Below are 24,314 nucleotides of genomic sequence, written 5' to 3'. Positions count from 1 at the left end.
CTAAGCCTCCAACGTCTTACGTACAGCCTGTTCGATGCGTTCTACACTGGGTAGCCATTCTTTTTCTAATACTGGTGAAAATGGTACGGGTGAATGTGGTGGAGTGACTAACTCGATTGGTGCTTTAAGATAATGAAAGCCTTTCTGTGCAATGAGTGCAGCCACATCATGTCCGAAACCGCAACGCGCCGCAGATTCATCTACAATCACTACGCGACCTGTTGACGCCACTGATTCTAAAATGCCATCTTCGTCTAATGGAGAAATGGTTCGAGGGTCAACCACTTCAACCGAAATGCCTTCTTTTGCGAGCTTATCCGCAACTTCATTGGCACGATGCACCATCAAGCTTAAGGCAATAATGGTAATATCAGTGCCTTCACGGGTGTAATTTGCGACACCAAAAGGAATAGTGTAGGCTTCATCTGGCACTTCGCCCTTAATGTCATACAACAATTTGTGCTCACAAAAGACTACTGGATCGTCATCTCGAATGGCTTGAATCAACAACCCTTTCACATCATAGGCACTTGAAGGCACCACCACTTTTAAACCAGGCACTGAGGCAAACACGTTATATGGCGACTGAGAATGCTGCGCTGCTGCGGAAAAACCTGCACCGATCATGCCTCGTACAACGAGTGGCGCTTTGGCTTTGCCACCAAACATATAGCGGAATTTAGCCGCTTGGTTATACAGCATGTCATAACACACGCCGTAAAAATCCATGAACATTAAATCTGCCACAGGTCTTAAACCCGTTGCAGCAGCACCTGCCGCCATACCAATAATCGCCGATTCTGTAATCGGGGTGTCAATGACTCGCTCAGAACCAAATTCAGTCCATAAGCCTTTGGTTACACCAAGTACACCGCCAAAACCTTCCAGTTTATTGTCATCGGTATTTTTGCCACCATGCCCACCACGAACATCTTCACCGACCACAATGACACTCGGATCTCGGCGCATTTCTAATTCAATTGCTTCTTTAATCGCGTTTCGATAACTTTTATTTGGCATTTTTCTACTATTCCTTTAGTAAGAGACGTAAACATCAGTAAGTAACTGAGAGACTTCTGGGTACTTAGCTGCGCGTGCTTTTGCAACGGCATCGTCTACATTGGCTTTAGACTGGGCATCAATCGCATCCAGTTTGGCTTCGTCAATTTTATCCTTGACTTTTTCACGGAATATTTTCAATGGGTCTTTATGTTCTTTGACATAATCCAGTTCTTCTTTGGAACGAATAAGCCCCGGATCACCTTCAAAATGTCCATAAAAACGGTTGGTTACCGTTTCAATCACACTCGGACCTTCACCACAGCGGGCACGTTCAATGGCTTTTTGTGCAACTTCATACACAGCAAAAAAGTCTGTTCCATCTACTTTTTCAGCAGGTAAGCCAAAACCTGCCGCTCGACCTGCAATGTCTTTACTGCCTACGGCATAGTCATGTGCAGTACCTTCACCAAAACCGTTATTTTCAAAAACAAAAATGACAGGGAGCTTTAACACGACAGCCATATTAATGGCTTCAAAAGTTAAGCCCTGATTTGACCCGCCATCACCGGTAAATGATAGACCAATCCCACCATTTTTCAGTGTTTTAGCACTTAAAGCTGCCCCAATAGCCAAAGGTGGACCACCACCCACAATACCGTTTGCACCGAGCATGCCTTTATCTAAGTCCGCAATGTGCATTGAGCCGCCTTTACCACGACACAAACCATCATCTTTGCCAAAAATTTCTAACATCATGGCGTGAATGTCACAGCCCTTAGCAATACAATGTCCATGACCACGATGCGTTGATGTAATGAAGTCCTTGTCTGTTAAATTTTCACAGATCCCTACGGCAATAGCTTCCTCACCGCTATATAAATGGATGAAACCGGGAATATCACCTGTATTATTTTCATCGTGAAGTCGATCCTCAAATTCACGAATGTCGCGCATTCTTTTGTATGCTGCTAGCAATTGCTCTTCCGTTAATTGCATATCTTTGTTCCTTATTAACTACGCTTAAAAGAAAATCCAAAAATTAATGGTTGGATTTTTAAACCGTATATTTATATAAATATATTTTTATTTAATTTCATATTAGACTAAAAAAATATAATGCATTAAGAGATGGGAAAAATATTAAAAACAGAAGGTTATGAACTTAAAAATTTTTTAAAAATTTTACAGTAGTTCAATCACATATGAAAACAAACCTTTAACCAACCTTTATTTTATATGATAAGTTTTTTGCACTGTTTTAATATTATTAAAGCACCTAAAAGAGCTTATTTAATATCGGGATCTATATTAATTATTTTAAACGATGGAGTGTTTGTAATGGATTTAAATAACACAGTATTAACTGGAAAAAAGCTACGTGGCGCTGAAAAAATGGCGCGTATTCCAATTAAAGTTGTTCCAACGGAAACGACACCGAAAAAGCCAGAATGGATTCGGACTAAAATTAGTCAACCTGAGGAAGTTCAAATCATTAAGGATTTATTACGACAACAGAAACTACATACGGTTTGTGAAGAAGCGGCCTGCCCCAATTTGCCACAATGCTTTAGCGGAGGGACTGCAACGTTTATGATCATGGGAGATATTTGTACTCGACGCTGCCCATTCTGTGATGTCGCACATGGTCGTCCTAATATCCTAGATCCTAATGAGCCAAAGCATCTGGCTGAAACAGTCAAGAATCTAAACTTAAAGTATGTCGTGATTACTTCTGTTGATAGAGACGACTTAAAAGATGGTGGCGCACAGCATTTTGCAGATTGCATTCGAGAAATTCGTCAAACCAGTCCAGAAACTCTGATAGAAATTTTGGTTCCTGATTTTCGTGGTCGTGCAGATATTGCCCTGAAGATTCTGAGCCAAAACCCACCCGATGTTTTTAATCATAATATTGAAACCGTTCCACGTCTGTATAAAGCCATGCGACCAGGCGCTGACTATAAGCACTCATTGGATTTACTCAAAAAATTTAAACACTACTGTTCTGAAATTCCAACGAAATGTGGTTTGATGGTCGGTTTAGGAGAAGTCGAGGCTGAGGTTATTGTGTTATTAAATGATTTGAAAGATTATCAAGTGGACTATGTCACAATCGGTCAATACTTACAGCCATCTAAATCTCATGCGCCAATTCATCGTTTTGTTACGTTGCAAGAGTTTAAGCATTATCAAACACATGGAGAGCGCTTAGCGTTTAAAAATATTTGGAGTGCGCCATTAGTACGATCAAGTTATTTTGCAGACCGTCAGTATCATGGTGAAGCTGTGCCTAGCCCTTACATGAGCGAATGAATTTTCATCCTATTTACGTTTATTAACATTTCAGATGGAAATAGCCATTTTCAGCTCATAAGAACACTTTTAAAGTAACTCAAGGACTGGTAAAGCCAAAAGATATGATTTAACCAAGCAAAGATAAAAGCATTTAAAATTGAAGCAAGAAGAAATGACGTAAATGACTATAAATTTGGAAACTCATTTCTAAAATTTAAAAATATTACAGTCTGATCATAAAGGAATATGATATGAACCTGTTCAATACCGCATCTGCAAAAAATCTGCAAACAACCCATTTAATTAATCAACATACTGTTCATGCCGCTCCTGTTTTAGCCTTACCTCCAGAAGATAAAACTTCTTTATTTCGCCGCTCTATCCAACATAATTATGCCGACTTACTCAAAATAGCTGATGATTCAGATATGGCGATTGGTCTCACAGATCATCAAGGTACTCTCTTATGGACATGGAGTAGTTCTGTAATGCTTTCTTCTGCCGAACAGGTTCATTTTATTGAGGGTGGGCATTGGTCTACACAGGCTGTTGGGACCAATGCGATAGGTATGACTTTAAACAGCCAAATATCAAGTTGTGTCTATTCTCATGAAAACCAAATGGACAGTGTTCGAGATTGGGTTTGTTATGCCGCGCCGATCTGGGATCCAGCATCAGGTCAATTTCATGGCATTATTAACCTTTCCACAAAATATAAAAAACATACGCCTTTAGGGCTGCTTGCAGTTGAACGCTGTGCAGATTTAATACAACGCGCCATAAAACTTGAACAGCAAAATTTTTTATACATTAAGGCACTAGGCTCGCCTTGGGTTCAATTTAATGGGCATACATTGAACTTGAGTCACCGTCAAATTGAAATACTATGCATTTTAGCTTTGTATCCCCATGGCATTTGTTTAGAAGAGTTACACTATGCCCTTTATGGTGCGCGTAGTGTCAGCCTAAAAACCCTAAAGGCTGAGCTTTCACAACTTCGTAGCTTATTACCCCATTCAATTGAGGCTCGCATTTATAGGCTTAGCTGTGAAGTTCAATGTGATTTTTTACGTGCTGAACAATCATTAAATGCAAATCTTATATCCAGTACATTCTCGCTATATAAAGGTAGCTTTTTATCTAAATCAGAAAGCCCATTACTCAGCACATGGAGACATTGTTTTGATGCCCGTTTAAGCCAGTTGATCTATCAAATAAAGGATATCGATCAATTATTACGAATTATTGGGCAAACACATGATCGAATTGATGCAATACAACGCTTATTAGAACTCTTACCACAAGATAGCGCCCACCGTAATTATTTTTCAAACCTAATTTAAATATTATTTTTGGCTTCAACTCTAAAGTTTTATTGTGTAGAAGATTGAAAAGGAAGTATGACTTTCATACTTCCTTTAATAAAATTTAAAATTGAGAACTAACTACAGTGCGGCAATAAAATCACACTTTCGATTTGATAGCTCTGTACTGTATTTAAAAACCGCTGTGTATCAAAAGTATGGTTAGATACCAGACCGAACTGGCTCACCTCACCGACTACTACAGCGCGTCCCATACTCAGTGCGACATAAATGCCGGCAATATTTTCTAGCAAGGTGGCAAATGGAATCAGGCACAAATGCCGTCCAAGCTGACTGCTGGCCAGTGCTTGACTGAGTGAATACGTAATTGATTCTATGGTATCTTCTGCCAGACACACGCCTTTCGGTGTTCCGGTACTGCCTGAGGTATAGGTGATTTTTGCCGGATGCTGGGTCTGTAAAGAAGATGAATACTGTACGGCCTGCTTTAGCTGAAAAAAGCGTGCATGTAGCTGGCCAGCAATAAATATCTCATCTCCACTCATGTCTTGAGCCAGATTTAACAGCCATTCTGATGCAGAGAAAGATTCATCCAGAATACAGAGCAGCTCGGTTTGGCTGTCAGAAAGCAGATGCCGTACTTGGGCTACAGTAAAAAATAGAGGAACAGGTATTACAGTCATGCCGGCTTTTTGTGCGGCAAGATCGACTACAATCCAGTCCATACTATTTACGCCCCACAAGGCCAGATGGTGCAGATTAAGCTGCTTGAACCCGGCATTCAATAATTCTACCCGCTGCTGCAGCTCGGCATAGCTGAGGGTTGCCTGTGCGGTGACTACCGCTTCTCGCTGCGGATATTGTCGTGCTTTCAGGCTGATACGTTCAAATAAAGCAGTCATCATTTAAATTCTGTGCCTCGCTAATCAAGCAAAATGCTTTAATGACTAAATTGATAAAATTGACGAGCGACTTGTAGGGCCTCTGCCACATCAATCGCCAGGACATAAGGTTTCTGCTGATAATAACTGCCCCACAGGCGCTGTGCCCCCCCTAGGACTTGCGCGTCAGCCTTTTCAAGCATATGAAAACGTAATCCCATCTGTTGCAACACATAACGTACTGCAGTTGTTCCGGTACATACTGCCCATTCAATGCATTGCTGCGAGAGATGAAAGACCAGAAATGCCACTATCAGTTTGGCCTGATTCATGTCTACTGCAGCTAAGTTGCCAATTTCTACAATCTTGTTCCGACTAACCTCCGCCTGACTGAGCTTGCCAAGAATATTTTCAATTGGTTCATCGAGATACTGTTCCAGTAAGGCATTGGTTTGGTGTAAATGCTCCATGCCAATAACAACTTGCATTTTGGCTCCGTCATAACCGGCAAACAGGGTCGAAGAGAAGGTTGATATCGTGGCCTGATGGACTTGTTGATATTTTTCTTGAATAAAATTTTCCAGTGCTCGACGTTCACACGTCTCACCACGGTGTACAGTTTGTACGCTTAGCTGTAGAGCATTATCTTGTACCGAGATCACGGGATCAAAGTGATGGGCCTGTAGTGAAAATTTATTTAGACTGATTTGTTTTTTGTATTGAGACTGCTTGAAATATGTATTTAGAAAGTGAATCTGACTAGATAAATAAGGATCAAAACTAAACTTGATCATTTGGCTCACACCACGAAATTAACTTGCTACTCAAGATAGAAGTCCAAACTTAAAAAATTCTTAATTTTGTGCAAAAGAATGTAAAAGCTGTGTGTATAAAAAACCCAGAGAACGGCCGGTTTTTTAAGAGCATTTTAAGATTGAAAATTTAAGTTATTCCTATCTCTCTATTGACTGAATCTGCTTTATGTCTTCCTACCGATCACCTTATAAAGGCACCTCAGGAACGCAGCGTATTTTTAATGCGACCCGTTATTCCATGGCTGGTTTTAAAACCGCCTTTCAAAATGAGGCCGCCTTCCGGCAGATCCTGCTGATTAATCTTATTTTGATTCCTCTAAGCTTTTGGATGCCAGTTAGCCGAGTTGAGCAAGCGCTCATGGTCGCCGTGTGCCTATTGGCGTTGATCATTGAACTGATTAACTCAGCGATAGAGGCAGTGGTAGATCGTATTTCCATGGAACGGCATGAACTGTCTAAAAATGCCAAGGATATGGGCAGTGCGGCTCAGTTTGTAGCACTTAGTTTAATTGCCCTGACCTGGGGCATCATTTTGGCTGGTCATTTGATTTGACCTCTGCTCTTGCTACTGCCTGAAATGGACAACTTAAAAATGATCACTGACCGTTCCCGGTTTTTACTGACCCAAACTTTACTTTTGATCTTCAGTTTTTTGATTCTTCTCAACTTCTTTGACATTGGAGGAGTGCTGGACTTACAGCTCATCTATCCCTTTATCGATGATCATGGTCAATTTCCCCTTCGAAAACAATGGGCACTGGCAGAACTCAATCATCGCTATGTGAAAGACCTGCTGATTCTAGTGTATATCACATTATTACTGGGCTGGTTGGCATCACTGAAATGGCAGAACTGGTATATACGGCGCTGGGAATTTGGCTATTTTTTTAGCATGGTAGTGCTGACCACAGCCTCGATCGGAATTTTAAAATCCCAGTCAGCCCATGCCTGTCCCTGGGATATGACCATACCTACCCATAATGGGATTTTGTGGGATTTTAGTGCCACTGCAGGCCACTGTTTTCCTGGAGGGCATGCATCTAGTGGTTTTGCTTTAATGGCCGGCTATTTTGTTTATCGTATTTCTAACCGCAAGCGTGCTTATTTTCTTCTGATCGGTGCAGTAATTTTAGGGTTGGCCATGGGCTGGGCACAAATGATGCGCGGAGCACATTTCCTGAGTCATAATTTATGGACTGGTTGGATTATCTGGTGCATCAATGTCATTGGCTATACGCTGTTTAGCCACAAACTCCCCCAATAGAAAAGACCACTCCTATACGCTCTAGTATCAGGCAACCTTAACTCCAAAAACTAGAAGCCTATTTGCTTAGGCTTTGGCCAAAGGAAACTTGACCTGTACACAAAGGCCACTCAGATTGACACTTCGCGAAAATTCTAGTGTTCCACCCAAGCGCTCGGTGGCTTTATCTACAATGGATAAACCCAAACCGCTGCCAATTTCTGCATGGTTATGTATCCGGTAGAAGCGTTGCCGGATCTGATTGAATTGAGCGGGATCTATCCCTGCACCACTGTCTTCAATCTGTAAAACTGCCTGATGGCCTTGCTGGAAAATCGACACATTAATCACGCCATCCTTCGGACTATATTTAATCGCATTATCAATTAAATTATAAATAATCGAGTGCAAGGCCGAAGCTTGGCCCTGAATCAATAGTTCCTGCTGCTGCTCTACCCCTAAATCAATGTCTTTCTGTAGCGCCAGTTGAATCAGCTCTTCGATACAGGTGACTGTCATTTGATTCAGTGATAGCAATTGAACAGGTTCGCTTAAACCTTCAGTCACATCCTGTTTGGCCAGACTTAATAACTGGTTGACCAGATGCTGCATGCGCAAAATGCCTTGACTCAAATTATGGATAGACTCGCTCTGAGGGAACTGCTGTAGCAAAATTTGTAGCTGTAAATTCAAGGCGGTCAGTGGCGTGCGTAATTCATGTGCAGAATCCGCTACAAATTGACGTTGTTCCTGTTGGGCTAGAGAGATGCGGCCAAACAGATAATTCATTTCCTGAATGGTCGGTTCCAGCTCCAGGGGATAATCTTTCATTGCAATTGGCTTTAAGTCTTGTGCCTTGCGGCTGGCCAATTCAGTTTTAAAGTCATTGAGTGGCTGAAAATTTTTCCGGATCATCCAGCCTAAGCCAAACACTGCAAAAGGTAAAAAAAGTACGTAAGGAAGAAACATATTGGCTGCCAGTTCCAGCGCCAGTTCCTGCCGGACATTTTGCTGCTGGCTCACCTGAATCTGTAATTGCTTAGCAGGAATAATATAAGTTAACCAGGTTCCATATGGCGTTTGATGCTTGTAGAAACCTGCTTTCCTGACCGGTGCCACCAGAACATCCTGCGGATGCAAGGAAGTGGCTGTATCTGTATAGGACCAGATATCTACAAATAAATCTTCTTCACTGTATTGTTTTGCCAGATCTATTTGGCTCTGCAGGGGCTGCGGATGATTTTCTGCAATGCGCTCTGCCAGACTTTGCATCTGTTTATCCAGTACTTCATTAATTTCTTCGAGCGCAATCCGGTATGCCGAAAAGATCAGCACACAGCCCAGTACTACGCTAAATAATGAAATATAAATAACCAGACGTTTTTGCAAGGAATAACGTTTCTGCATGGCGCTCATCCTAAGCGATATCCTAGCCCACGTATGGTACGGATGAAGTCTTTTCCTAATTTTGCCCGCAGATGATGGATATAGACTTCTACCGTATTACTACTGACATCACTATCAAAGTCATAAAGCTTGTCTTCCAGATCATTCTTGGAAAAAATTTTATTCGGATGATTTAGCATGGCCATTAAGATAGACCATTCCCGGTTGGCTAATTCTATAGCCTGTCCATTAAACAGAGCGATATGCTGCTCCAGATCTAGTTCCAAACCACTGTGTGATAATTTCTTATTCGTATCTATCCCGGTATTTTTTAAACCACTACGGCGTATTAAGGCATGAATACGGGCCAGTAACTCGTCAAATTCATAAGGCTTGATTAAATAGTCATCTGCTCCCTGATTCAGCCCATCTACCCGGTTTTGTAACTGATCACGGGCGGAGATAATCAGTACCGGTAAATTTGGAAACTTCTGCCGGATATTTTTTAGCACCAGCATACCATCCATCATCGGCAAGCCTAAATCGAGCAGGACAATATCATAGGCCTGCTGCTGTAACTGTTTTAAACCCTCAATCCCATTATTGACCCAGTACACATCAAACTGATGCAGCTTGAGCAATGTTTCAGTCGACTCGGCAATCATAAAGTCGTCTTCAATAATCAGTATTTTATGCATTTCAAGCTCTATTCTTTAATGATGGTGAGCATTGTGCAAGCATATCATTTTTAGCTTCAGTCACTTGCGTTTTTATATCCAGTAAACTTAATAAGCTGGGGAAAAGATGGTCGTGACTGCGTGCCTGTCCGGTCTGTCCTTTAAGACAGCTGACCTGATGAGTATTCTGCGGCTTCCAGGCATCGGAGAACCACATCAGCATCGGGACATGGGTTTGCTGGGTCGGCGCCATACTATAAGGTGCACCATGCAGGTATAAACCATGCTCTCCGGTAGATTCTCCATGATCAGACAGGTACCAGAAACCGGTCTGATACTGTGTTTGCTGCTTTAAAGTTTCAATGATTTGAGCAAGGACATGGTCTGTATATACAATCGAATTATCATAGCTATTTTTTAATTCTTCTGTACTACAGCCCTGAATGGCATTGCTATTACAGGTCGGCTGAAATGGCTGATACGGCGCTTTGGAACGCTTGAAATATGCCGGCCCATGACTGCCCATCTGATGCAGTACAATTAACTGCGGTTTCGGGTTGTTTTTATCCAGATGCGCCAGATAATCTTTCAGGCTATCCACCAGGATTTCATCAAAACATTCACCACCAGCATCACACCACTTCTGTTTCAGTTGCGTCGGAATCTGATATTTTTGTACTCGGTCACAGGCGCCTTTACAGCCTGAGTTATTATCAATCCATGTCACCTGATAACCGGCGCGCTGGGCAATATCCAGCAAACCTTCACGGTGGCTGGCTAGCTGTTCATCATAGGTTTCACGTGACATGCCCGAAAACATACACGGGACTGAAACGGCTGTTGCAGTTCCGCAAGAGCTGACCTGATTGAAATTAATCACCGCTAACTTGCTCAGTTCAGGATTAGTATTACGCGCATAGCCATTTAAGGCAAAACTCTCGGCACGTGCAGTTTCTCCAACAACTAGCACCATTAATTTAGGATGCTCCTGCATTTGGGCCTGCTGTAACAGATGAGCATCTGCGCCAAAAGCCACCAAAGGTAAATTCGCTTTAGGTGCTTTCTTTTTATAATAGGATAAGGTGGACGCGATGCTATTTTGTGGAGAAAGCATTCCCTTCAGATCACGGTGCTCTCTGAAGATGGCTGCATAGTCGACATAGAAGCAGAACAATAAACCTAGAATCAGTCCGAGTGAGACTACACTGCTCAGGCTTTTATGCACCAGCTGATGCCCAGTCGATGTAGGCTGAATTTGAAGCATCCAGACGATGCCGAGTGGAAATATTACAAATCCCAGTGTCCAGATGATCAGTCGCATTGACCAAAGATCACGGACTTCACGGGCATCAGTTTGCAGCATATTCTGGATCTGGTCAGGCGTAATAACGACCCCCAGACTATTGACAAAATAAGCACTAAAACCACCCAGAATGATCAGGACACTGGCCAGTATTTTGGCGTTCCATTTCCAGTTCAGCCACTGTAATACCAAGTTGTAAAAGGCAATGATGATCAATGCCGTGGCGGCCAGTAACAGACCTGCTTTCAGATTGGCATAAGGCGTAAATTCATGAATTTTCTGATAGAAAGCAAAGTTTAAGATCAGTCCTAGCCAAATAGCGAGCAACATATTGAAGCCTGAAAGACTAATCGACTTTTTAGGTCGCTGACTAAAAAAAGACGAATGGGAAAACAGCTTCAGCATGATCCGTGGCTCAAAGACTTTAAGATGCTTTAGCCTAGAATCTGAAACTTAAAAATGGCTTAAAATGACTGGATCATTTTATAATATATGCAAACCAGCTCCCTTTTATTTCAAACTCAGAAGAATAAAGATAAGCCCTAACATATGTAGAATTTGGCTAGGCGCAAAATACAGAAAAAACTTCCATCCCCCAGTCACAAAAGAATTGATACTTTTAGACACCGCATGTGCCGCAAGTCCAATCATGACAGCATAAATTAAAGTCAGGTTATGAGGATTTCCCTGTATCACTACACCTGCTACAGCAGCATGCACTTCAAATAAAGAGGCTAAAAAAGTACCTAAGATTAAGCCGCTATCTCCCAGTAAAAGATTCGCGCCGTAAATCCCAGCCTGGATTAAGGTCAAACTGACCGCAATAATCACCGCTTCTTTGATACTGAACATTCGGCTATCAATTTCTTGTATTTCATTGATGGTCGTACTGTTGTCCGCTTGGGGAGTTCGATAAATCAAGAATCCGGCTGCAATACATAAAATTCCGATCCCCACCAAACTCGGAATCAGCAGGAACTTGAACCACTCTACGCTCACTCACAGAACAATCAGCAAGAGCTGTAATAAGGTGGCAATACAGGAGATCAATCCGGCGCCTGCATTTAATTTTGCACTGGCCCGCCCGGATCGGACTTGCATGCCCAAACTGGCAATCGTGGCCGTACTGGAGACAAATCCCGAGGCTAAGGCAGATAAAATGAGAGCCTTATCATTGGATAGGATTCGTTTTGCCACATGTGCCATGGACTGCACAATCAAGATTAAAATGAGTAGTTTAAGGATGATATAGGGATTCAGTACGGCGCCCCACAAGGGCTTATTGGGCATGACCGGCAACGCAATCAATATCAAAGCCAATAAAAGTAAGCCATCTCTTAACTCATAGCTTTGGATCGTTTTTCCGGCAAATTGATGCAATGTCTGTTTGCCCATCAGGATAATCGTGAGTAGAACCGCCATCCCTGCAGCCAGTGGGATATTCCACACACAAATAGCGCCAATGATATAAGTCATCAAAAAAGCCAGTTCAGTGGTAGATCCAATATCTTGTTTTTGTTGAAACAGGCTATACACACAGAACAGGCTGACCGCGACGGTTCCTATTACTCCAATATAGAGATGCAAAAGGAAACATGAAGCACCCAATAAAGCTGTAATCGTAAATGATCTTAATCCTGCAAAACTCTGCTCATTGTTATTGTTTTTATGACGTTCACGCTCAAGCCCAATTAAAAGCCCACAGCCTAATGCCGACAGCATGATGGTCAGTAATTCCTGAAAAGATAAACTTTGCAAAAGCATATTCAAGAGCATTCACCTTGTGTCATCCAGTGACTGTACGTATTTTTATTATATAAACAGTTTTTTAAAGCAGCACATCAATTTAACTGCTGTATCTTTAAATTCTAGGCTATAGATAGCTGTAAATTATTGCATTAGTCCGCCATTCATCCTTGTTGATGGTCTACCTAATTCCTTATTCTTAGTAGACCAGTTTAATCAAAATTACGGAAGTTAATAAGCTTTTAAATCTAAAATATTTTAATCCTACATCAGCTCCAGGATTAGACAGACTCTGTTTCCCCGACCTGATGATAGGCACGATTAAAATAAACCAGGGCTTGATCTTCCTGATTCTGTTGAATGGCAACAATCGGACAAATCAAAATCGTATGTGTACCAACTTCCTGGATCTGCCCAATTTCACAATCAAAGCTCACCAGTGCATCTTGAAGTACAGGAGAACCTGTTTCTAATTCAGTCCACTCACCCTGTTCAAATCGTTGTTCAGAACTGAATTTTGAAGATGCAAAAACATTTGAAAGATGCGCTCGATCTGCACTGAGTACATTTACGCACAGCACTTTATTTTCAACAAAGTTGATATAAGAACGCGATGATTTATTCATACAAACCAACAATGTCGGTGGTGTATCGGTCACGCTACACACGGCAGACGCAGTAAAACCATGACGACCTGAATCGCCCATCGTGGTCACTACATTCACTGCACTTGTTAATAAAGACATTGCGTTTCTAAAGTCTGTCGCTTCAACCATCACCGTATTCCAATATTCAGCTTTTTATAAAGAGCGTTATATCACTCAAATGATACTTTCAATCTTTTAAAAGCATCATGGATTCACTTTAATTAGCGAGATAATTCCTGACGAATAATCTCAGCACCTGCACTGAGTGCATTGAGTTTGCCACGAGCCACTTGGCGACCAAGTGGTGCCATGCCACAGTTGGTTGATGGATAGAGTTTGTCTGCATCCACAAACTGAAGTGCTTTACGCAACGTATTTGCCACTTCTTCAGCTGTTTCAATTTGATTACTTGCGACATCAATCGCACCGACCATGACTTTTTTACCACGAATCAACTCAATCAAATCCATCGGAACACGTGAGTTATGGCATTCGAGCGACACAATATCAATTTTTGATTTTTGCAGTTTCGGAAATGCTTCTTCGTACTGACGCCATTCTGAGCCTAAGGTCTTTTTCCAATCGGTATTGGCTTTAATACCATAACCATAGCAAATGTGTACCGCAGTTTCACACTTCAAGCCTTCAAGTGCACGCTCTAAAGTTGCCACACCCCAGTCATTCACTTCATCGAAGAACACGTTAAATGCAGGTTCATCAAACTGGATGATATCCACGCCAGCCGCTTCAAGCTCGCGAGCTTCCTGATTCAGGATCTTGGCAAATTCCCAAGCCAGTTTTTCACGGCTCTTGTAGTGACCGTCATATAGCGTATCAATCATGGTCATTGGACCAGGCAGTGCCCATTTAATCGGTTGATCTGTGAGAGAACGTAAGAATTTGGCATCTTCAACAAAGACAGGTTTTTGACGAGAAACTTCACCCACGACTGATGGAACGCTCGCTTCATAACGATTCCGGATTTTAACCGTTTCACGCTGATTGAAGTCAACGCCTTCAAGGTGCTCAATAAATGTCGTCACAAAATGCTGACGGGTTTGTTCACCATCGCTGACAATATCAATGCCTGCCTGCTGTTGTTCATGCAGTGACAAACGCAGTGCATCTTGTTTTGCATCCAATAATTCCTGGCCTTCCAATTTCCAGGGTGACCAAAGTTTTTCAGGTTCTGCTAGCCAAGACGGTTTCGGTAAGCTGCCAGCAGTTGATGTTAGGAGTAGCTTTTTAGGTTGTAAAAGTGCCATGTCTAATCTTCTATCTCTATATTCGTAAAATAATAATGTTGTGTATTAAGCAGCGCGTTCTTGGTCAGCAGTAGTTTTGATTGTGAACTCTGCGGCCCATTGCTCCAGAATGTCTTTATAAGGCTGGATAAAGTGTTCTTCCGCCCACTTCCCTTGCTTCACTGCCAATTGACCACGCTCAACACGGTCATACACAATTTGAGTCAATGAATAATCTGGGTACTCAAGGCTGGGTTGATACACCTGACCCGCAGCAGAATTCGCATTATAAATTTCAGGACGGTAAATCTTTTGGAAGCTTTCCATGGTGCTGATCGCACTGATCAACTCCAGATCGGTATAATCACGTAATAAATCACCTGCGAAATAAAATGCTAAAGGTGCAGCAGCATTTTCAGGTTTGAAATAACGGACGGTTAAGCCCATTTTGGCGAAGTATTCATCGGTACGTGAATACTCATCATTTTTATATTCCACACCCAATACAGGATGCACATTCGCGGTACGGTAATAGGTTTTCGAGGTTGAAACGCTCAAACAAATCACCGGCTGTTTTTTAAATTCTGCTTTAAATACTTCAGAATTGACGAGATATTGATAAAGCTTGCCATGTAAATCACCAAAATTTTCTGGCTTGGTCGATGTTGGATTTTTCTTGATATGTTCAGGAAGTACCACGCTAAAATCATAATCGCGGACATAAGACGAGAAACTGTTGCCAATCATGCCATCAATACGCTGATTGGTTTGATGATCAATAATCGTGATTTTTAAAGTTTCAATTGCAGGGAATGTTTTACCATTTCCTTCAACATCCAGGTCAACTGAAATAATGTCGATTTCAACTGAATAACGATCTGCTTTTGGATTATCCCAATGTGCCAATGCATTAAAACGGTTATTGATCATTCGTAGAGTGTTACGCAAATTCTGTTCGCGACTTTCGCCACGCGCCAAATTGGCAAAGTTCGTCGTCAGACGTGTGCTATCTGCAGGTTGATAGTTTTCGTCAAAACGAATGCGCTTAATTGAACATGCAAACTTTTTACTCATTGTGATTCACTACCCTAAGTTCTAATAACCAAATTTCTGAATGAGCCTAGTTATACGTGAACGTTAAGATGAATAAAACTGATTTAAACTCAATGAAAAGTGAATCTTATTCATTCTTGGTTGTTCTTAAGATATCAAGATCACTTAATAAAGAAAAATATGACAGATTTTTTCTATGTAATTTTAGGGTTTAATAGATGATAAAATAATGAATATTAATAACTTAAGATAAATTCTATCGAATATTAAGTGGATGAAATTGAGGGGTAAATTCAAAGAATGGTTTTATAGCTTATTAGATGCAATTTAGAAGTGAATGAATGAAACTCATCTAAAGATTAGAAAATATCAGTCTATTCACTGTGTGTGATTTCAAATCTAATTGTTAGATATCAAGGTTTAAACATTCTACTTATTCGTATCGGACAAATTTTAATCTTAAAATTGGCTACTTTAAAAGACATTGAATAATATCTTCTTTATTTCTAAATTAAACAAATTAAATTTTCTTAAATATAATATCGCATCTTTTTTACACAATTCCTTTACAATTCTTTATGTAATAATTTAATTGGAAACTAACACTTTTATATTATTAGACTCCTTAAAAAGTAATTTTAATGAAAAAAAACTGGCTGGTCAGAACAAATCAAACCATTACCTTTTTGCCCATGGTCATAGTTATATTTATAGGACTAATTGGCTATGAATGGGTACGTACAGAACTGGTCGGAAGCTGGATTCTTCTAATTGGCTTTATTCTGCTAGGCCGCTTTTTAAATGTAGTTCAGTCCGTTGTACTAAGTATTGTCATTTTTATTATTCTTTTTATTTATATTTTATTTAATGTCCAGGCTGACAGCATGGATATCAATACTCGCTTCTTGCAGCTTTTTATTCTACCTGTAGCGCCACTTCTACTTAGTATTTACTATGAAATGATGTCGACCAACAGGCAAACCGACAATTTACTGGATACTTATCGTAAAAATCTGACCCATAAAACATTACCTATCAGTACTTATTTCTATACCCAAACTCAAGTTCAGGATATGTTAAATCTGAATCTGATTCCTCAATACGATGAAATTTATATAGAAATTACCAACCACAGTTTATTAAGAGATATGTTGCAGGTGGATGAACTAAAACTGTTGCAACAAAAAATTATCCATGTGCTGGAAAATAAGTTTGAAGTTCCTCACTTTTCCTTTACTGATAGCCGGCTCTCGGTCTTGCGCGTAATTACGATTGCCGATCGAGAATCTACTATTTCCAAACAACTGATTGAAAAAATCAAACAGATTGAACTGATTAAAACAGAGATTACTCATTTACCCCATCATCAGGGCCGACCCTCCTTGGAGGAACGCCTATGAGTCATTTTTTGCATGTCTGCGGTCTGATCATTTCAGTCAATACACTGCCTGACCCGGTACTGAGTTCTTACTATCAACAATATTATCAATGTGAGCTTAAAACAGCCGATCCGGTTCAGCAGCAAGATTCCTCAGATATTAAGCAAATTCCAGCCTATTTCCCAGCTCCTAGGAAGTTATGGCCGATATTTAGCTTTGATCAAATACATTACGAAACTTATCAAAACATGAAAAATCAGGCTATTAAACCGGGTTTAATCATTCCTGAAAATTTCATGAAACCGTCAATCTACTTTCAGATCAAACAGGAGGTTTCGGAAGGTGCTATCCCGATTCTTGATCTAAGCAGTATCGAACCAAAGCGTTTTCGCGGACTTGCGACCCTCGCCACCAGTGCAGGTCTACGTCCCATGGCTGCCTATATACAGGATGGCTGGAATCCGAATCTCAAAACTTTACCTGCGGGACTTTACATTGTTCAGGCCAATCCTGGACAACTGCCTTTACCCGCCCGTTTAATTCAATCGGGTCAGCAACAATTTTACACCGCCTACCCACAAACTGCTTTCAATGGTACCGGAATTATCCTGAATCCTCAGGCGCCACTTGCCGAAAGTGAGATCGCTTATCCTGAATTGGGAATTTCCTGGACCTTTTTAAATACACGCTTTGACAGCCAACTGAACCGGATGCATACCAATCCACTCGGCTATATCTTGCTCTCAGCAGGAATCGTAATCTTGCCATTACATCTGGTGCTCTCGACCCATTACCCTAATTTATTAAGCTTCTGGGGTACCTCTACTTCCTGGGCATCCGTTGTTGTGATCGTTATCTTAATGCTCATCCTCCTGATCACCATGTTATGGCGGAGGTTCAAAAAATCATGAGCATGATCGATATTCTGTTTATTACTGGCTTTATCGGGATCTGGATTCCACAGGCCTTTTGGGCCTGGCTCAGCTTTTCTGCCTGGCGTTATTCGATTCGAGCCAGTCAGGAACTGACCAATTTGCCGATACCTGAACGTTGGCCCATGCTGAGTGTGCTGGTGCCGGCATATAACGAAGCACTGGTGATTGAAGATACCTTACGCTCTCTAGCTGCACAGGATTATCCGGCTGAAAGCTATGAAGTACTGCTGATTAATGATGCCTCTAAAGACAATACCCAGGAAATTGCCGATCGTATGGCAGCCGAATTTCCAGTCATTCGGGTCATCAATGTGCCTAAAGGTCAAGGCGGTAAAGGTAAATCCAGAACTTTGAATAACGGACTCAAACACGCCTGCGGAGAATTGATCGCGGTTTATGATGCGGACAGTACGCCAGAGCCGGATTGTGTGCGACTGATTGCCCAGACCTTGCTGGCAGATTCTAGTCTGGTCGCAGTGAATGGCAAAGTTCGTACCCGCAACTGGAAAGACAGCCCCCTTAGTACCTTTATCGCTATCGAGTTTATCTATTTCCAGTGGATTTTTCAGGGTGGACGCTGGCTGCGTTTCCGTCTTTCCACCCTAATGGGAACCAATTATGTGATCTGGCGAGATGCACTCGATATTCTAGGCGGATTTGACGAAAAATCCTTGGTCGATGACACCGAAATGAGTTACCGGATTTTTCTGGGACATAAACGGATTAAATGGGTGCCTTATGCCGTAGGCTGGCAACAGGATCCGGGTGACCTGAATATTTTTATCAAACAACGCTCGCGTTGGACTCAAGGTAACTTTTATGTAACCCGTAAATATTTAAGAACAGCGCTCCGGCATCCTTTTCCAATCGGAATGGAAATCAGCAACAATATTATGTGTTACATCATTTTTGTGCCAGCCCTCTTCTTAAGTCATATGACGCTGGTGGTTGGTCTACTCGGTATTGATGGCACTACAATTCCCGGTCCTTTTACCTTGCTTTTCATCTTGGCCTTTATTCTTTATCTGGTCCAGATCTGGTTTACCCTCAGTCTGGAAAAAGAAGTGCCTAAACGATTTTACTTCTATGCCTTTATCGCTTATTTCACCTATTCACAAGTATTTCTCCTGATTGTCTTTAAAGCCGCCTGGGACATGTTAAAAGGCAAAATCAAGGGTGAGGGAATTACTTGGTACAAGACAGAACGAAAGAAGGAAAAAAAATGATCATGCACATAAAAACAGCTCCTTTGAGATTAATGTCTTCACTTATCTTGGCATTGTCTAGTGCACCTCTCTATGCGGCCACCTGGAAGCTTGATGATGTAGTTGCACGGCATGTAGAGCAAACTGCACCTTACTTTTTTTATGTTGGAAAAGGTGAAAGCTGGCAGGATGTCCAGTTCAGCAGTCAGTTCGATGTACAGGGTAGCAGTACAGTGATTGTCCGGTATGACAATCAGCTGATTCATCAACAAAATTTGAGTGGTAAAGGCACATTAAATTTTAGCCTCCCCCCTGCCGACAGCGGTTTTCATCGGCTGGATATCAGTATTTTACAAAAACCAGGACCTGGACAAAGTACTGCCAATATTTGTCTTGAATCAAGCAATTTACAGACTACCTTGACTCAACCAAATCTGAGTTACCAATCGCAGCGTAACAGCATGCAGCTGAATCAACTCCCGGATGTCCTGTTCAATAGCCAATTGAACCGCTCAGAACCGGTACAGGCACTGCTAGGTTTTAATACGGCAAATTTCCTGGAAGCCACCATGATGAGTAGGCTGGCAACTGCCTGGAATTTTGCGACACCTGTGCAATGGCGGCTAAATACCACTCCTGAATCAGCACCTGATTTCATGATCAATATTCAGCGTTCGGCCGCAAAATTACCCGCAGCACGGATGAGTCTAAATCAGGTTAACCAGGTACCAAGCCTGACGATTGAATACTCTTCAGAATCCCAATTATTGATGGCCGTCAATGCCCTGCTCAATCAGCAATATCTGGCACAACTAAATACTGCAACAGCGAGTTTAAATGGCCCTGTCGCACGACCAAACTGGGCCAGTGTACGCCGTTTTGAAAGCTTGGCTGATCTGGGCATTTCCGATTTCAAACTAGACAATACTCCCAAAAATATTTCACTGGTCTTTCCTGCTGTTTGGGAAGCTACGGATATTTTAAAGGGTCAGCTTAATTTCCGTTCGCAAAGCGGACTCTTACAAGGCTCGACCTTACAGGTTTGGCTCAATGAAGTACTCGCAGGTAGTACCAGTCTGGCAAAACTGGATTCCAGCCCGGTTGAGCGGCAGTTTGAATTTGTAGGTGCAGATTATCCCTATACCAACAGCTTTAACATGACGGTGAGTAATAACCAGTTAAATAGCAATAATTGTCTACCTAATGCGGGTAATGCCTTATGGATTGATGCTAAAAAATCCAAGCTTAGTCTGCCTTACCAGATGAAACAGGGAGTCATCAGCCTGTCTACAGTTTTTGACAAGACTCCTGAAATTGCCATGAATACGCCTGTGGCCACCCCCATCGCGATCAGCCTAGCTCAAGTTGCCAAGAACATGCTGCTCAGTAATGATCCAATTGGTCTGAATATCACCCAGCTGAATCCAAGTACACCTAAAACCATTAATATCCTGCTGAATGCCCAGCGTTATCAATCCGAATTGCAAAAATACAGTCAGATTCTTTACTTACCTACTACGGCAAATGGTAGTTTGATCACCGTCAGAAACGGGAATTTCTGGATTTATAGCGACAACAACCTCGGGGTAGAAAATTTTTCCCGCTTTTGGCCGCAAATCCAGCAGAAAATCCCGAACAATACTGCGGCCTTGTTTATTTCTGCCCAAGGGCAAATTACCGTACTTAGTCAAACAGCTATAGAAAAAGCAGAAACCCCGATAATTGAACAGATTTCCATGCGAACTATTGCTATTATTCTAGTGATTGTTGCTGCGCTTATTATAGGGCTGCTGTTCTGGCGCAGAACCCGTAAGGCACAAAAAACCAAAGAAGAATAATGATGAAAAAATACCTGATTTTAGGCTTACTGGTGTTACTGGCACTTCCTGCCTTGGCTTTTACTGGCTCTGCGTTTTTTATGGCACGTGCAGATGCTAAAGCGGTAACAGCGCCTAAAATTGAGGGTATTTTCTGGCAGGTTGACCAGATGAGTCACGCCTCCGGTAACTGGCACTTATTAGGCATCGATACCTTAGTCACTCAATGGAGTATTGTAGACGGACGCTCCTTTTTTAAAGAAATCCCCGGAGCCCAATGGCAACATCAGCCGGACTGGAATACGATTACCGAACAACCCTGGTCCAAGCAGGTTATCTTAGGTCTGGCAGGCATTTTTCAGGAACCTGTGGCACGTGAAAATATTGACCAGCTCTTTTTACAATCCCAACAGATTATTAAAACTTCTCTTCCAGTTCAGCCTGCTGCTTATTATTTTCCTGTAGAAGCTGATCCAAGCTGGCATGGAGTTGCCAATCTGGCGCGTTATGTTGCCGAGTTCCAGCGACCAATCTGGATCAGCATTTATAGTGCAGATCGCAAATCACGGTTTTTACATTACTGGCTTGAAAGCTGGTTGCCTGATAATGCCCAAGTTTTTTTTCAGGATGGCGTCGGTGTGGGCACGCGCAGCCCCGAAGAAGCAGCGGTGATTTATCAAAATCTTAAACATCAGGTTGGTGACAAAAGAGTTGTGATTATTCTCGAAGCTTTCCGGCCTAAACCGGGAGGCGGCTTTCGTGCAGCTTATCCTTGGGAAATTGCAAAACAGTTAAAAGCTTATGCTGGAGAGCGTGTCTATATTTTTGATGGTCCACATTATTTAAATAAAGCCAGTGTGCTCTGGCTTTATTTGTGGATGAAAATCAATTACTAAGCTCTGGCTGTTAAATCTTGCAGCATCTGTTCCAAAATACGTTCCGAAGCATGACCATCACCAAATGGATTTTCGACTTCTGCATGTTGTCGATAATAGGCTGAATCATCCATTAGACGAGAAAACTCTTGTACGATTTTGGCCTGGTCGGTACCGACCAGTATTCCACAACCTGCTTCAACCACTTCCGGGCGTTCAGTTACATCCCGCAGTATGAGCACCGGTTTTTGATAGGTGGGGCTTTCTTCCTGAATACCGCCTGAATCAGTCATAATAAAATAGGCTGCACCTAAAACAGCCAGTAAGTCCGGATAATCCAGAGGTTTTAACAAATGTACCTGCGGATGATTCAGAAACTCACGATAGGCAATTTCATGTACCTGCGGATTGAGATGCACAGGCCAAGCAAAATGCAGCTCTGGATAACGGCGACATAGTGTATGGATGGCGGCACAGATATTTTGAATACCTTCACCAAAATTTTCCCGTCGATGTGCGGTCAGCAAGACCAGTTTATCTTGCTCACTTAATTTCAGCCCCATTCGCTCTAACCTCTGCTCAGACTGCTGAGAAGAAGATTGCATTAAATCACGGGCATGATAAATAGCATCAACCACGGTATTACCGGTAATAAAAATCTGCTGGTCCGGAATATTTTCCTGACGCAAGTTTTCTGCAGAACGCCAGGTAGGGGCAAAATGCCAGCGGGCCAAACGGGAAACCAGTTGTCGGTTACCTTCTTCCGGAAATGGATGCATCAGATCAAAAGAGCGTAATCCGGCTTCAACATGCGCCAGATGAATATTCAGGTTAAAGGCCACCAGAGCACCTGCAAGTACAGTGGTGGTATCCCCTTGCACTATAATTACATCACATTTCGGCATGTCACGATATACTTGATCGAGTTCGGTCAATGCCTTGCTTAATAGAATATTTAGACTTTTGCCAGGTTGCATGATTTGCAGATGATGATCAATCTTGATTTGGAAAAACTCGATCGCATCCTGTACCAATTCCAGATGCTGACCGGTAAATACCACACTGACTCTAAATCGTGAATCCTGCTGGGCTTTTAAGATGACTGGTGCTAATTTAATCAGTTCAGGGCGAGTACCAAAAATAAAAGAAAGATCAATCGGCATGGTTAAAAGCTCCAGTAATAAGTCAGTTCCACTCGGGTATTATCAAAAGTTCTTTTTCCAGACTCAGGTGCCCCATTTACATATTTGCCATACATCTGTTCAATACGTAGCTTGACCGGGAAGTCTACAGGTTGCCAAGCTATACCCGGTCCCAGCTCTGCCAGGTTGTTATAAAACTCGTTATTGGAGTCATTAATCGTATGTAGCTTCAGATAAGTCTGGATATTGCCTAGATGATCCCGGTTAAAGTTCCAACCGGTACGCAAGCGCAGGTCGCCAATTACATTATAATCTTCACGTGAATAGCTCGCTGCATTGCCATACAGTTCGGCAAAATACTGAGTCTTCTGGGTAACCGGACTATGACTGGTTTCGGAATCATGCCAATACCATTCCTGATAACTGGTCAAACCAAAATTAATACTTTCCCTGAATTTGTCTCGGTTTAAATCGATTAGATCATAACTTCCGCCGAGTTCCAGATATAGATAGAGCGGCCATTCCCAAGGACGGTAATTTGTTCCAACACCGACAATGGCTGCATTCTGGTCAATAATCTCAGGTCGCGCACCGCCGGTAGATTGGGTATCCCTGTTAATGCTGGCAAAGCCATAAATCTGGCCACGGTTCTCTTCTCCCCAATAACGTCCATAACGGAGCTTCAAAGGCAAGATGGCTGTGTCATAACGTCCTTCAAAAGAAGGAGAAAAATAGATATCAGCAAAGGTATTTTGAGTCTGACCACTTGTTGTTCCACTTAAATTGAGTACTGCTTGTTCGGCTTTTGCTGCAGTTTCAGGATTTGAGGAACTTTGCAGTTTTTTAAATATTTCTAAAGCTTCGGGATTACGCTGAGCAGCATTCAACAGATAGGCTTTTTGCAACAACAATTGTTCATCATCTGGCGTTAATTCAAGAGTTCGATCAATATAAATTAAAGCTTCGGGATTATTATTTTTTCGCATTTCCAGATATGTCCAGGTTTTCCAGACTTTTGGATCCTCCGGCGATTTCTGGCTAATTTGCTGCAAAAGATGCGTTGCCTGCTCTGGGTTGTTTTTTTCTATTTGGTAATATTGTTCCCATAACGCATAAATCTCTGAATTATTTTCTGCTCGAGTTTCTGCCTGAATAGAAATACTCAAGAGAAATAAACAAGTACTTGAAATTATGATTAATTTTTTCATTTTAATGAGATATATTGAATATTCTATATCACTATAACAGTTATTTATTTTTCAATTTCTCGTGAGTTAAGCGCGGTTACCAAACTATATATATTCTTTATAAAAAGTAACTTAATTAAAAATTTAGCCTTATTTT

The 24,314-nt window shown here is 41.7% G+C and carries 21 protein-coding genes and 1 pseudogene; 9 read left to right on the top strand and 13 right to left on the bottom strand.

Translation table 11 applies throughout. The features are described from left to right. Window positions 1-1,020, bottom strand: a complete 1,020-nt coding sequence (locus MWG72_RS05505; RefSeq protein ID WP_004979604.1) for an alpha-ketoacid dehydrogenase subunit beta — start codon at window positions 1,018-1,020, stop codon at window positions 1-3. A 15-nt stretch (window positions 1,021-1,035) separates the two neighbouring features. Further along, window positions 1,036-1,998, bottom strand: a complete 963-nt coding sequence (locus MWG72_RS05500) for a thiamine pyrophosphate-dependent dehydrogenase E1 component subunit alpha (RefSeq protein WP_004979607.1) — start codon at window positions 1,996-1,998, stop codon at window positions 1,036-1,038. A 342-nt stretch (window positions 1,999-2,340) separates the two neighbouring features. Between MWG72_RS05500 and lipA the strand changes: the two genes are divergently transcribed. Next, on the top strand, window positions 2,341-3,315 hold the full coding sequence (gene lipA / locus MWG72_RS05495; RefSeq protein WP_004979608.1) for a lipoyl synthase: 975 nt from the start codon (window positions 2,341-2,343) through the stop codon (window positions 3,313-3,315). Between the two features lie 233 nt (window positions 3,316-3,548). Then, complete coding sequence (locus MWG72_RS05490) at window positions 3,549-4,640, top strand: sigma-54-dependent transcriptional regulator family protein (RefSeq protein ID WP_247143409.1); 1,092 nt, start codon at window positions 3,549-3,551, stop codon at window positions 4,638-4,640. A 98-nt stretch (window positions 4,641-4,738) separates the two neighbouring features. Here MWG72_RS05490 and MWG72_RS05485 read toward each other — a convergent pair whose 3' ends face one another. Both MWG72_RS05485 and MWG72_RS05480 read right to left on the bottom strand, forming a co-directional pair. Continuing rightward, window positions 4,739-5,524, bottom strand: a complete 786-nt coding sequence (locus tag MWG72_RS05485) for an AMP-binding protein (RefSeq protein ID WP_247143408.1) — start codon at window positions 5,522-5,524, stop codon at window positions 4,739-4,741. A gap of 38 nt (window positions 5,525-5,562) precedes the next feature. Next, on the bottom strand, window positions 5,563-6,297 hold the full coding sequence (locus MWG72_RS05480; protein WP_247143407.1) for a thermostable hemolysin: 735 nt from the start codon (window positions 6,295-6,297) through the stop codon (window positions 5,563-5,565). A gap of 187 nt (window positions 6,298-6,484) precedes the next feature. On the opposite strand from MWG72_RS05480, the gene MWG72_RS05475 reads away from it, so the two are divergent. Both MWG72_RS05475 and MWG72_RS05470 read left to right on the top strand, forming a co-directional pair. Next, the gene (locus MWG72_RS05475; protein WP_005107001.1) at window positions 6,485-6,871 is read left to right on the top strand and encodes a diacylglycerol kinase; all 387 of its coding nucleotides are present in this window, start codon (window positions 6,485-6,487) and stop codon (window positions 6,869-6,871) included. 39 nt (window positions 6,872-6,910) lie between these two features. After that, window positions 6,911-7,582, top strand: a complete 672-nt coding sequence (locus tag MWG72_RS05470; protein WP_247143406.1) for a phosphatase PAP2 family protein — start codon at window positions 6,911-6,913, stop codon at window positions 7,580-7,582. Between the two features lie 66 nt (window positions 7,583-7,648). On the opposite strand, the gene MWG72_RS05465 is transcribed toward MWG72_RS05470, so the two are convergent. The 7 genes and pseudogenes from MWG72_RS05465 to MWG72_RS05435 form a co-directional block, all read right to left on the bottom strand. Beyond that, entirely contained in the window at window positions 7,649-8,968 is a 1,320-nt protein-coding gene (locus MWG72_RS05465; protein ID WP_219309457.1) for a sensor histidine kinase, read from the bottom strand. Window positions 8,969-8,973: 5 nt separating this feature from the next. Beyond that, window positions 8,974-9,645 carry a response regulator transcription factor gene (locus tag MWG72_RS05460; protein WP_247143405.1) on the bottom strand — a complete coding sequence of 224 codons (672 nt, stop codon included), beginning with the start codon at window positions 9,643-9,645 and terminating at the stop codon, window positions 8,974-8,976. A gap of 1 nt (window position 9,646) precedes the next feature. Then, the gene (locus tag MWG72_RS05455) at window positions 9,647-11,332 is read right to left on the bottom strand and encodes a phosphoethanolamine transferase (RefSeq protein ID WP_247143404.1); all 1,686 of its coding nucleotides are present in this window, start codon (window positions 11,330-11,332) and stop codon (window positions 9,647-9,649) included. Between the two features lie 105 nt (window positions 11,333-11,437). Continuing rightward, window positions 11,438-12,703: pseudogene (locus MWG72_RS05450) on the bottom strand (MgtC/SapB family protein). A gap of 251 nt (window positions 12,704-12,954) precedes the next feature. After that, a complete protein-coding gene (locus tag MWG72_RS05445; RefSeq protein WP_005246437.1) occupies window positions 12,955-13,449 on the bottom strand; it encodes a flavin reductase in 495 nt (164 codons plus the stop codon). A 92-nt stretch (window positions 13,450-13,541) separates the two neighbouring features. After that, window positions 13,542-14,585: a methionine synthase gene (locus tag MWG72_RS05440; RefSeq protein WP_247143403.1), complete on the bottom strand. Its 1,044-nt coding sequence runs from the start codon at window positions 14,583-14,585 to the stop codon at window positions 13,542-13,544. Window positions 14,586-14,630: 45 nt separating this feature from the next. Further along, window positions 14,631-15,638, bottom strand: a complete 1,008-nt coding sequence (locus MWG72_RS05435; RefSeq protein WP_247143402.1) for a DUF1852 domain-containing protein — start codon at window positions 15,636-15,638, stop codon at window positions 14,631-14,633. Between the two features lie 620 nt (window positions 15,639-16,258). On the opposite strand from MWG72_RS05435, the gene MWG72_RS05430 reads away from it, so the two are divergent. From MWG72_RS05430 to MWG72_RS05410, 5 genes are read left to right on the top strand one after another with little or no spacing between them, the layout of a single operon-like run. Beyond that, window positions 16,259-17,017, top strand: coding sequence for a hypothetical protein (locus MWG72_RS05430; RefSeq protein ID WP_247143401.1), 759 nt, complete (start codon window positions 16,259-16,261; stop codon window positions 17,015-17,017). After that, window positions 17,014-17,907: a hypothetical protein gene (locus MWG72_RS05425; RefSeq protein WP_247143400.1), complete on the top strand. Its 894-nt coding sequence runs from the start codon at window positions 17,014-17,016 to the stop codon at window positions 17,905-17,907. Before MWG72_RS05430 ends, MWG72_RS05425 begins: the two co-directional genes overlap by 4 nt. Beyond that, the gene (locus MWG72_RS05420) at window positions 17,904-19,157 is read left to right on the top strand and encodes a glycosyltransferase family 2 protein (RefSeq protein WP_247143399.1); all 1,254 of its coding nucleotides are present in this window, start codon (window positions 17,904-17,906) and stop codon (window positions 19,155-19,157) included. The genes MWG72_RS05425 and MWG72_RS05420 overlap by 4 nt, the downstream gene beginning before the upstream one ends. After that, window positions 19,154-20,974, top strand: a complete 1,821-nt coding sequence (locus tag MWG72_RS05415; protein WP_338149393.1) for a hypothetical protein — start codon at window positions 19,154-19,156, stop codon at window positions 20,972-20,974. The genes MWG72_RS05420 and MWG72_RS05415 overlap by 4 nt, the downstream gene beginning before the upstream one ends. Further along, a complete protein-coding gene (locus MWG72_RS05410) occupies window positions 20,974-21,849 on the top strand; it encodes an alpha-amylase family protein (protein ID WP_045796775.1) in 876 nt (291 codons plus the stop codon). Before MWG72_RS05415 ends, MWG72_RS05410 begins: the two co-directional genes overlap by 1 nt. On the opposite strand, the gene wecB is transcribed toward MWG72_RS05410, so the two are convergent. Further along, window positions 21,846-22,991 carry a non-hydrolyzing UDP-N-acetylglucosamine 2-epimerase gene (gene wecB, locus MWG72_RS05405; protein WP_247143397.1) on the bottom strand — a complete coding sequence of 382 codons (1,146 nt, stop codon included), beginning with the start codon at window positions 22,989-22,991 and terminating at the stop codon, window positions 21,846-21,848. The genes MWG72_RS05410 and wecB overlap by 4 nt on opposite strands. A 2-nt stretch (window positions 22,992-22,993) precedes the next feature. Then, window positions 22,994-24,178: a tetratricopeptide repeat protein gene (locus MWG72_RS05400; protein WP_247143396.1), complete on the bottom strand. Its 1,185-nt coding sequence runs from the start codon at window positions 24,176-24,178 to the stop codon at window positions 22,994-22,996. Window positions 24,179-24,314 lie beyond the last annotated feature (136 nt).

Origin of the sequence: Acinetobacter lwoffii (assembly GCF_022967985.1) — a bacterium.
In the GTDB taxonomy this organism is placed as follows: Bacteria; Pseudomonadota; Gammaproteobacteria; order Pseudomonadales; family Moraxellaceae; genus Acinetobacter.
Note: the sequence above shows the minus strand (reverse complement) of the source record. Positions and strands in the feature narration are given on the sequence as shown.

Excerpts from the sequence above, each read along its gene's own strand:
- MWG72_RS05465 (WP_219309457.1), bottom strand. The coding sequence starts at position 8,968 with ATGCAGAAACGTTATTCCTTGCAAAAACGTCTGGTTATTTATATTTCA.
- MWG72_RS05480 (WP_247143407.1), bottom strand. The coding sequence starts at position 6,297 with ATGATCAAGTTTAGTTTTGATCCTTATTTATCTAGTCAGATTCACTTT.
- MWG72_RS05485 (WP_247143408.1), bottom strand. The coding sequence starts at position 5,524 with ATGACTGCTTTATTTGAACGTATCAGCCTGAAAGCACGACAATATCCG.
- MWG72_RS05435 (WP_247143402.1), bottom strand. The coding sequence starts at position 15,638 with ATGAGTAAAAAGTTTGCATGTTCAATTAAGCGCATTCGTTTTGACGAA.
- MWG72_RS05475 (WP_005107001.1), top strand. The coding sequence starts at position 6,485 with ATGTCTTCCTACCGATCACCTTATAAAGGCACCTCAGGAACGCAGCGT.
- MWG72_RS05415 (WP_338149393.1), top strand. The coding sequence starts at position 19,154 with ATGATCATGCACATAAAAACAGCTCCTTTGAGATTAATGTCTTCACTT.
- lipA (WP_004979608.1), top strand. The coding sequence starts at position 2,341 with ATGGATTTAAATAACACAGTATTAACTGGAAAAAAGCTACGTGGCGCT.
- MWG72_RS05400 (WP_247143396.1), bottom strand. The coding sequence starts at position 24,178 with ATGAAAAAATTAATCATAATTTCAAGTACTTGTTTATTTCTCTTGAGT.
- MWG72_RS05425 (WP_247143400.1), top strand. The coding sequence starts at position 17,014 with ATGAGTCATTTTTTGCATGTCTGCGGTCTGATCATTTCAGTCAATACA.
- MWG72_RS05440 (WP_247143403.1), bottom strand. The coding sequence starts at position 14,585 with ATGGCACTTTTACAACCTAAAAAGCTACTCCTAACATCAACTGCTGGC.
- MWG72_RS05420 (WP_247143399.1), top strand. The coding sequence starts at position 17,904 with ATGAGCATGATCGATATTCTGTTTATTACTGGCTTTATCGGGATCTGG.
- MWG72_RS05460 (WP_247143405.1), bottom strand. The coding sequence starts at position 9,645 with ATGCATAAAATACTGATTATTGAAGACGACTTTATGATTGCCGAGTCG.
- MWG72_RS05410 (WP_045796775.1), top strand. The coding sequence starts at position 20,974 with ATGATGAAAAAATACCTGATTTTAGGCTTACTGGTGTTACTGGCACTT.
- MWG72_RS05490 (WP_247143409.1), top strand. The coding sequence starts at position 3,549 with ATGAACCTGTTCAATACCGCATCTGCAAAAAATCTGCAAACAACCCAT.
- MWG72_RS05445 (WP_005246437.1), bottom strand. The coding sequence starts at position 13,449 with ATGGTTGAAGCGACAGACTTTAGAAACGCAATGTCTTTATTAACAAGT.
- MWG72_RS05430 (WP_247143401.1), top strand. The coding sequence starts at position 16,259 with ATGAAAAAAAACTGGCTGGTCAGAACAAATCAAACCATTACCTTTTTG.
- MWG72_RS05470 (WP_247143406.1), top strand. The coding sequence starts at position 6,911 with ATGATCACTGACCGTTCCCGGTTTTTACTGACCCAAACTTTACTTTTG.
- MWG72_RS05455 (WP_247143404.1), bottom strand. The coding sequence starts at position 11,332 with ATGCTGAAGCTGTTTTCCCATTCGTCTTTTTTTAGTCAGCGACCTAAA.
- MWG72_RS05505 (WP_004979604.1), bottom strand. The coding sequence starts at position 1,020 with ATGCCAAATAAAAGTTATCGAAACGCGATTAAAGAAGCAATTGAATTA.
- MWG72_RS05500 (WP_004979607.1), bottom strand. The coding sequence starts at position 1,998 with ATGCAATTAACGGAAGAGCAATTGCTAGCAGCATACAAAAGAATGCGC.
- wecB (WP_247143397.1), bottom strand. The coding sequence starts at position 22,991 with ATGCCGATTGATCTTTCTTTTATTTTTGGTACTCGCCCTGAACTGATT.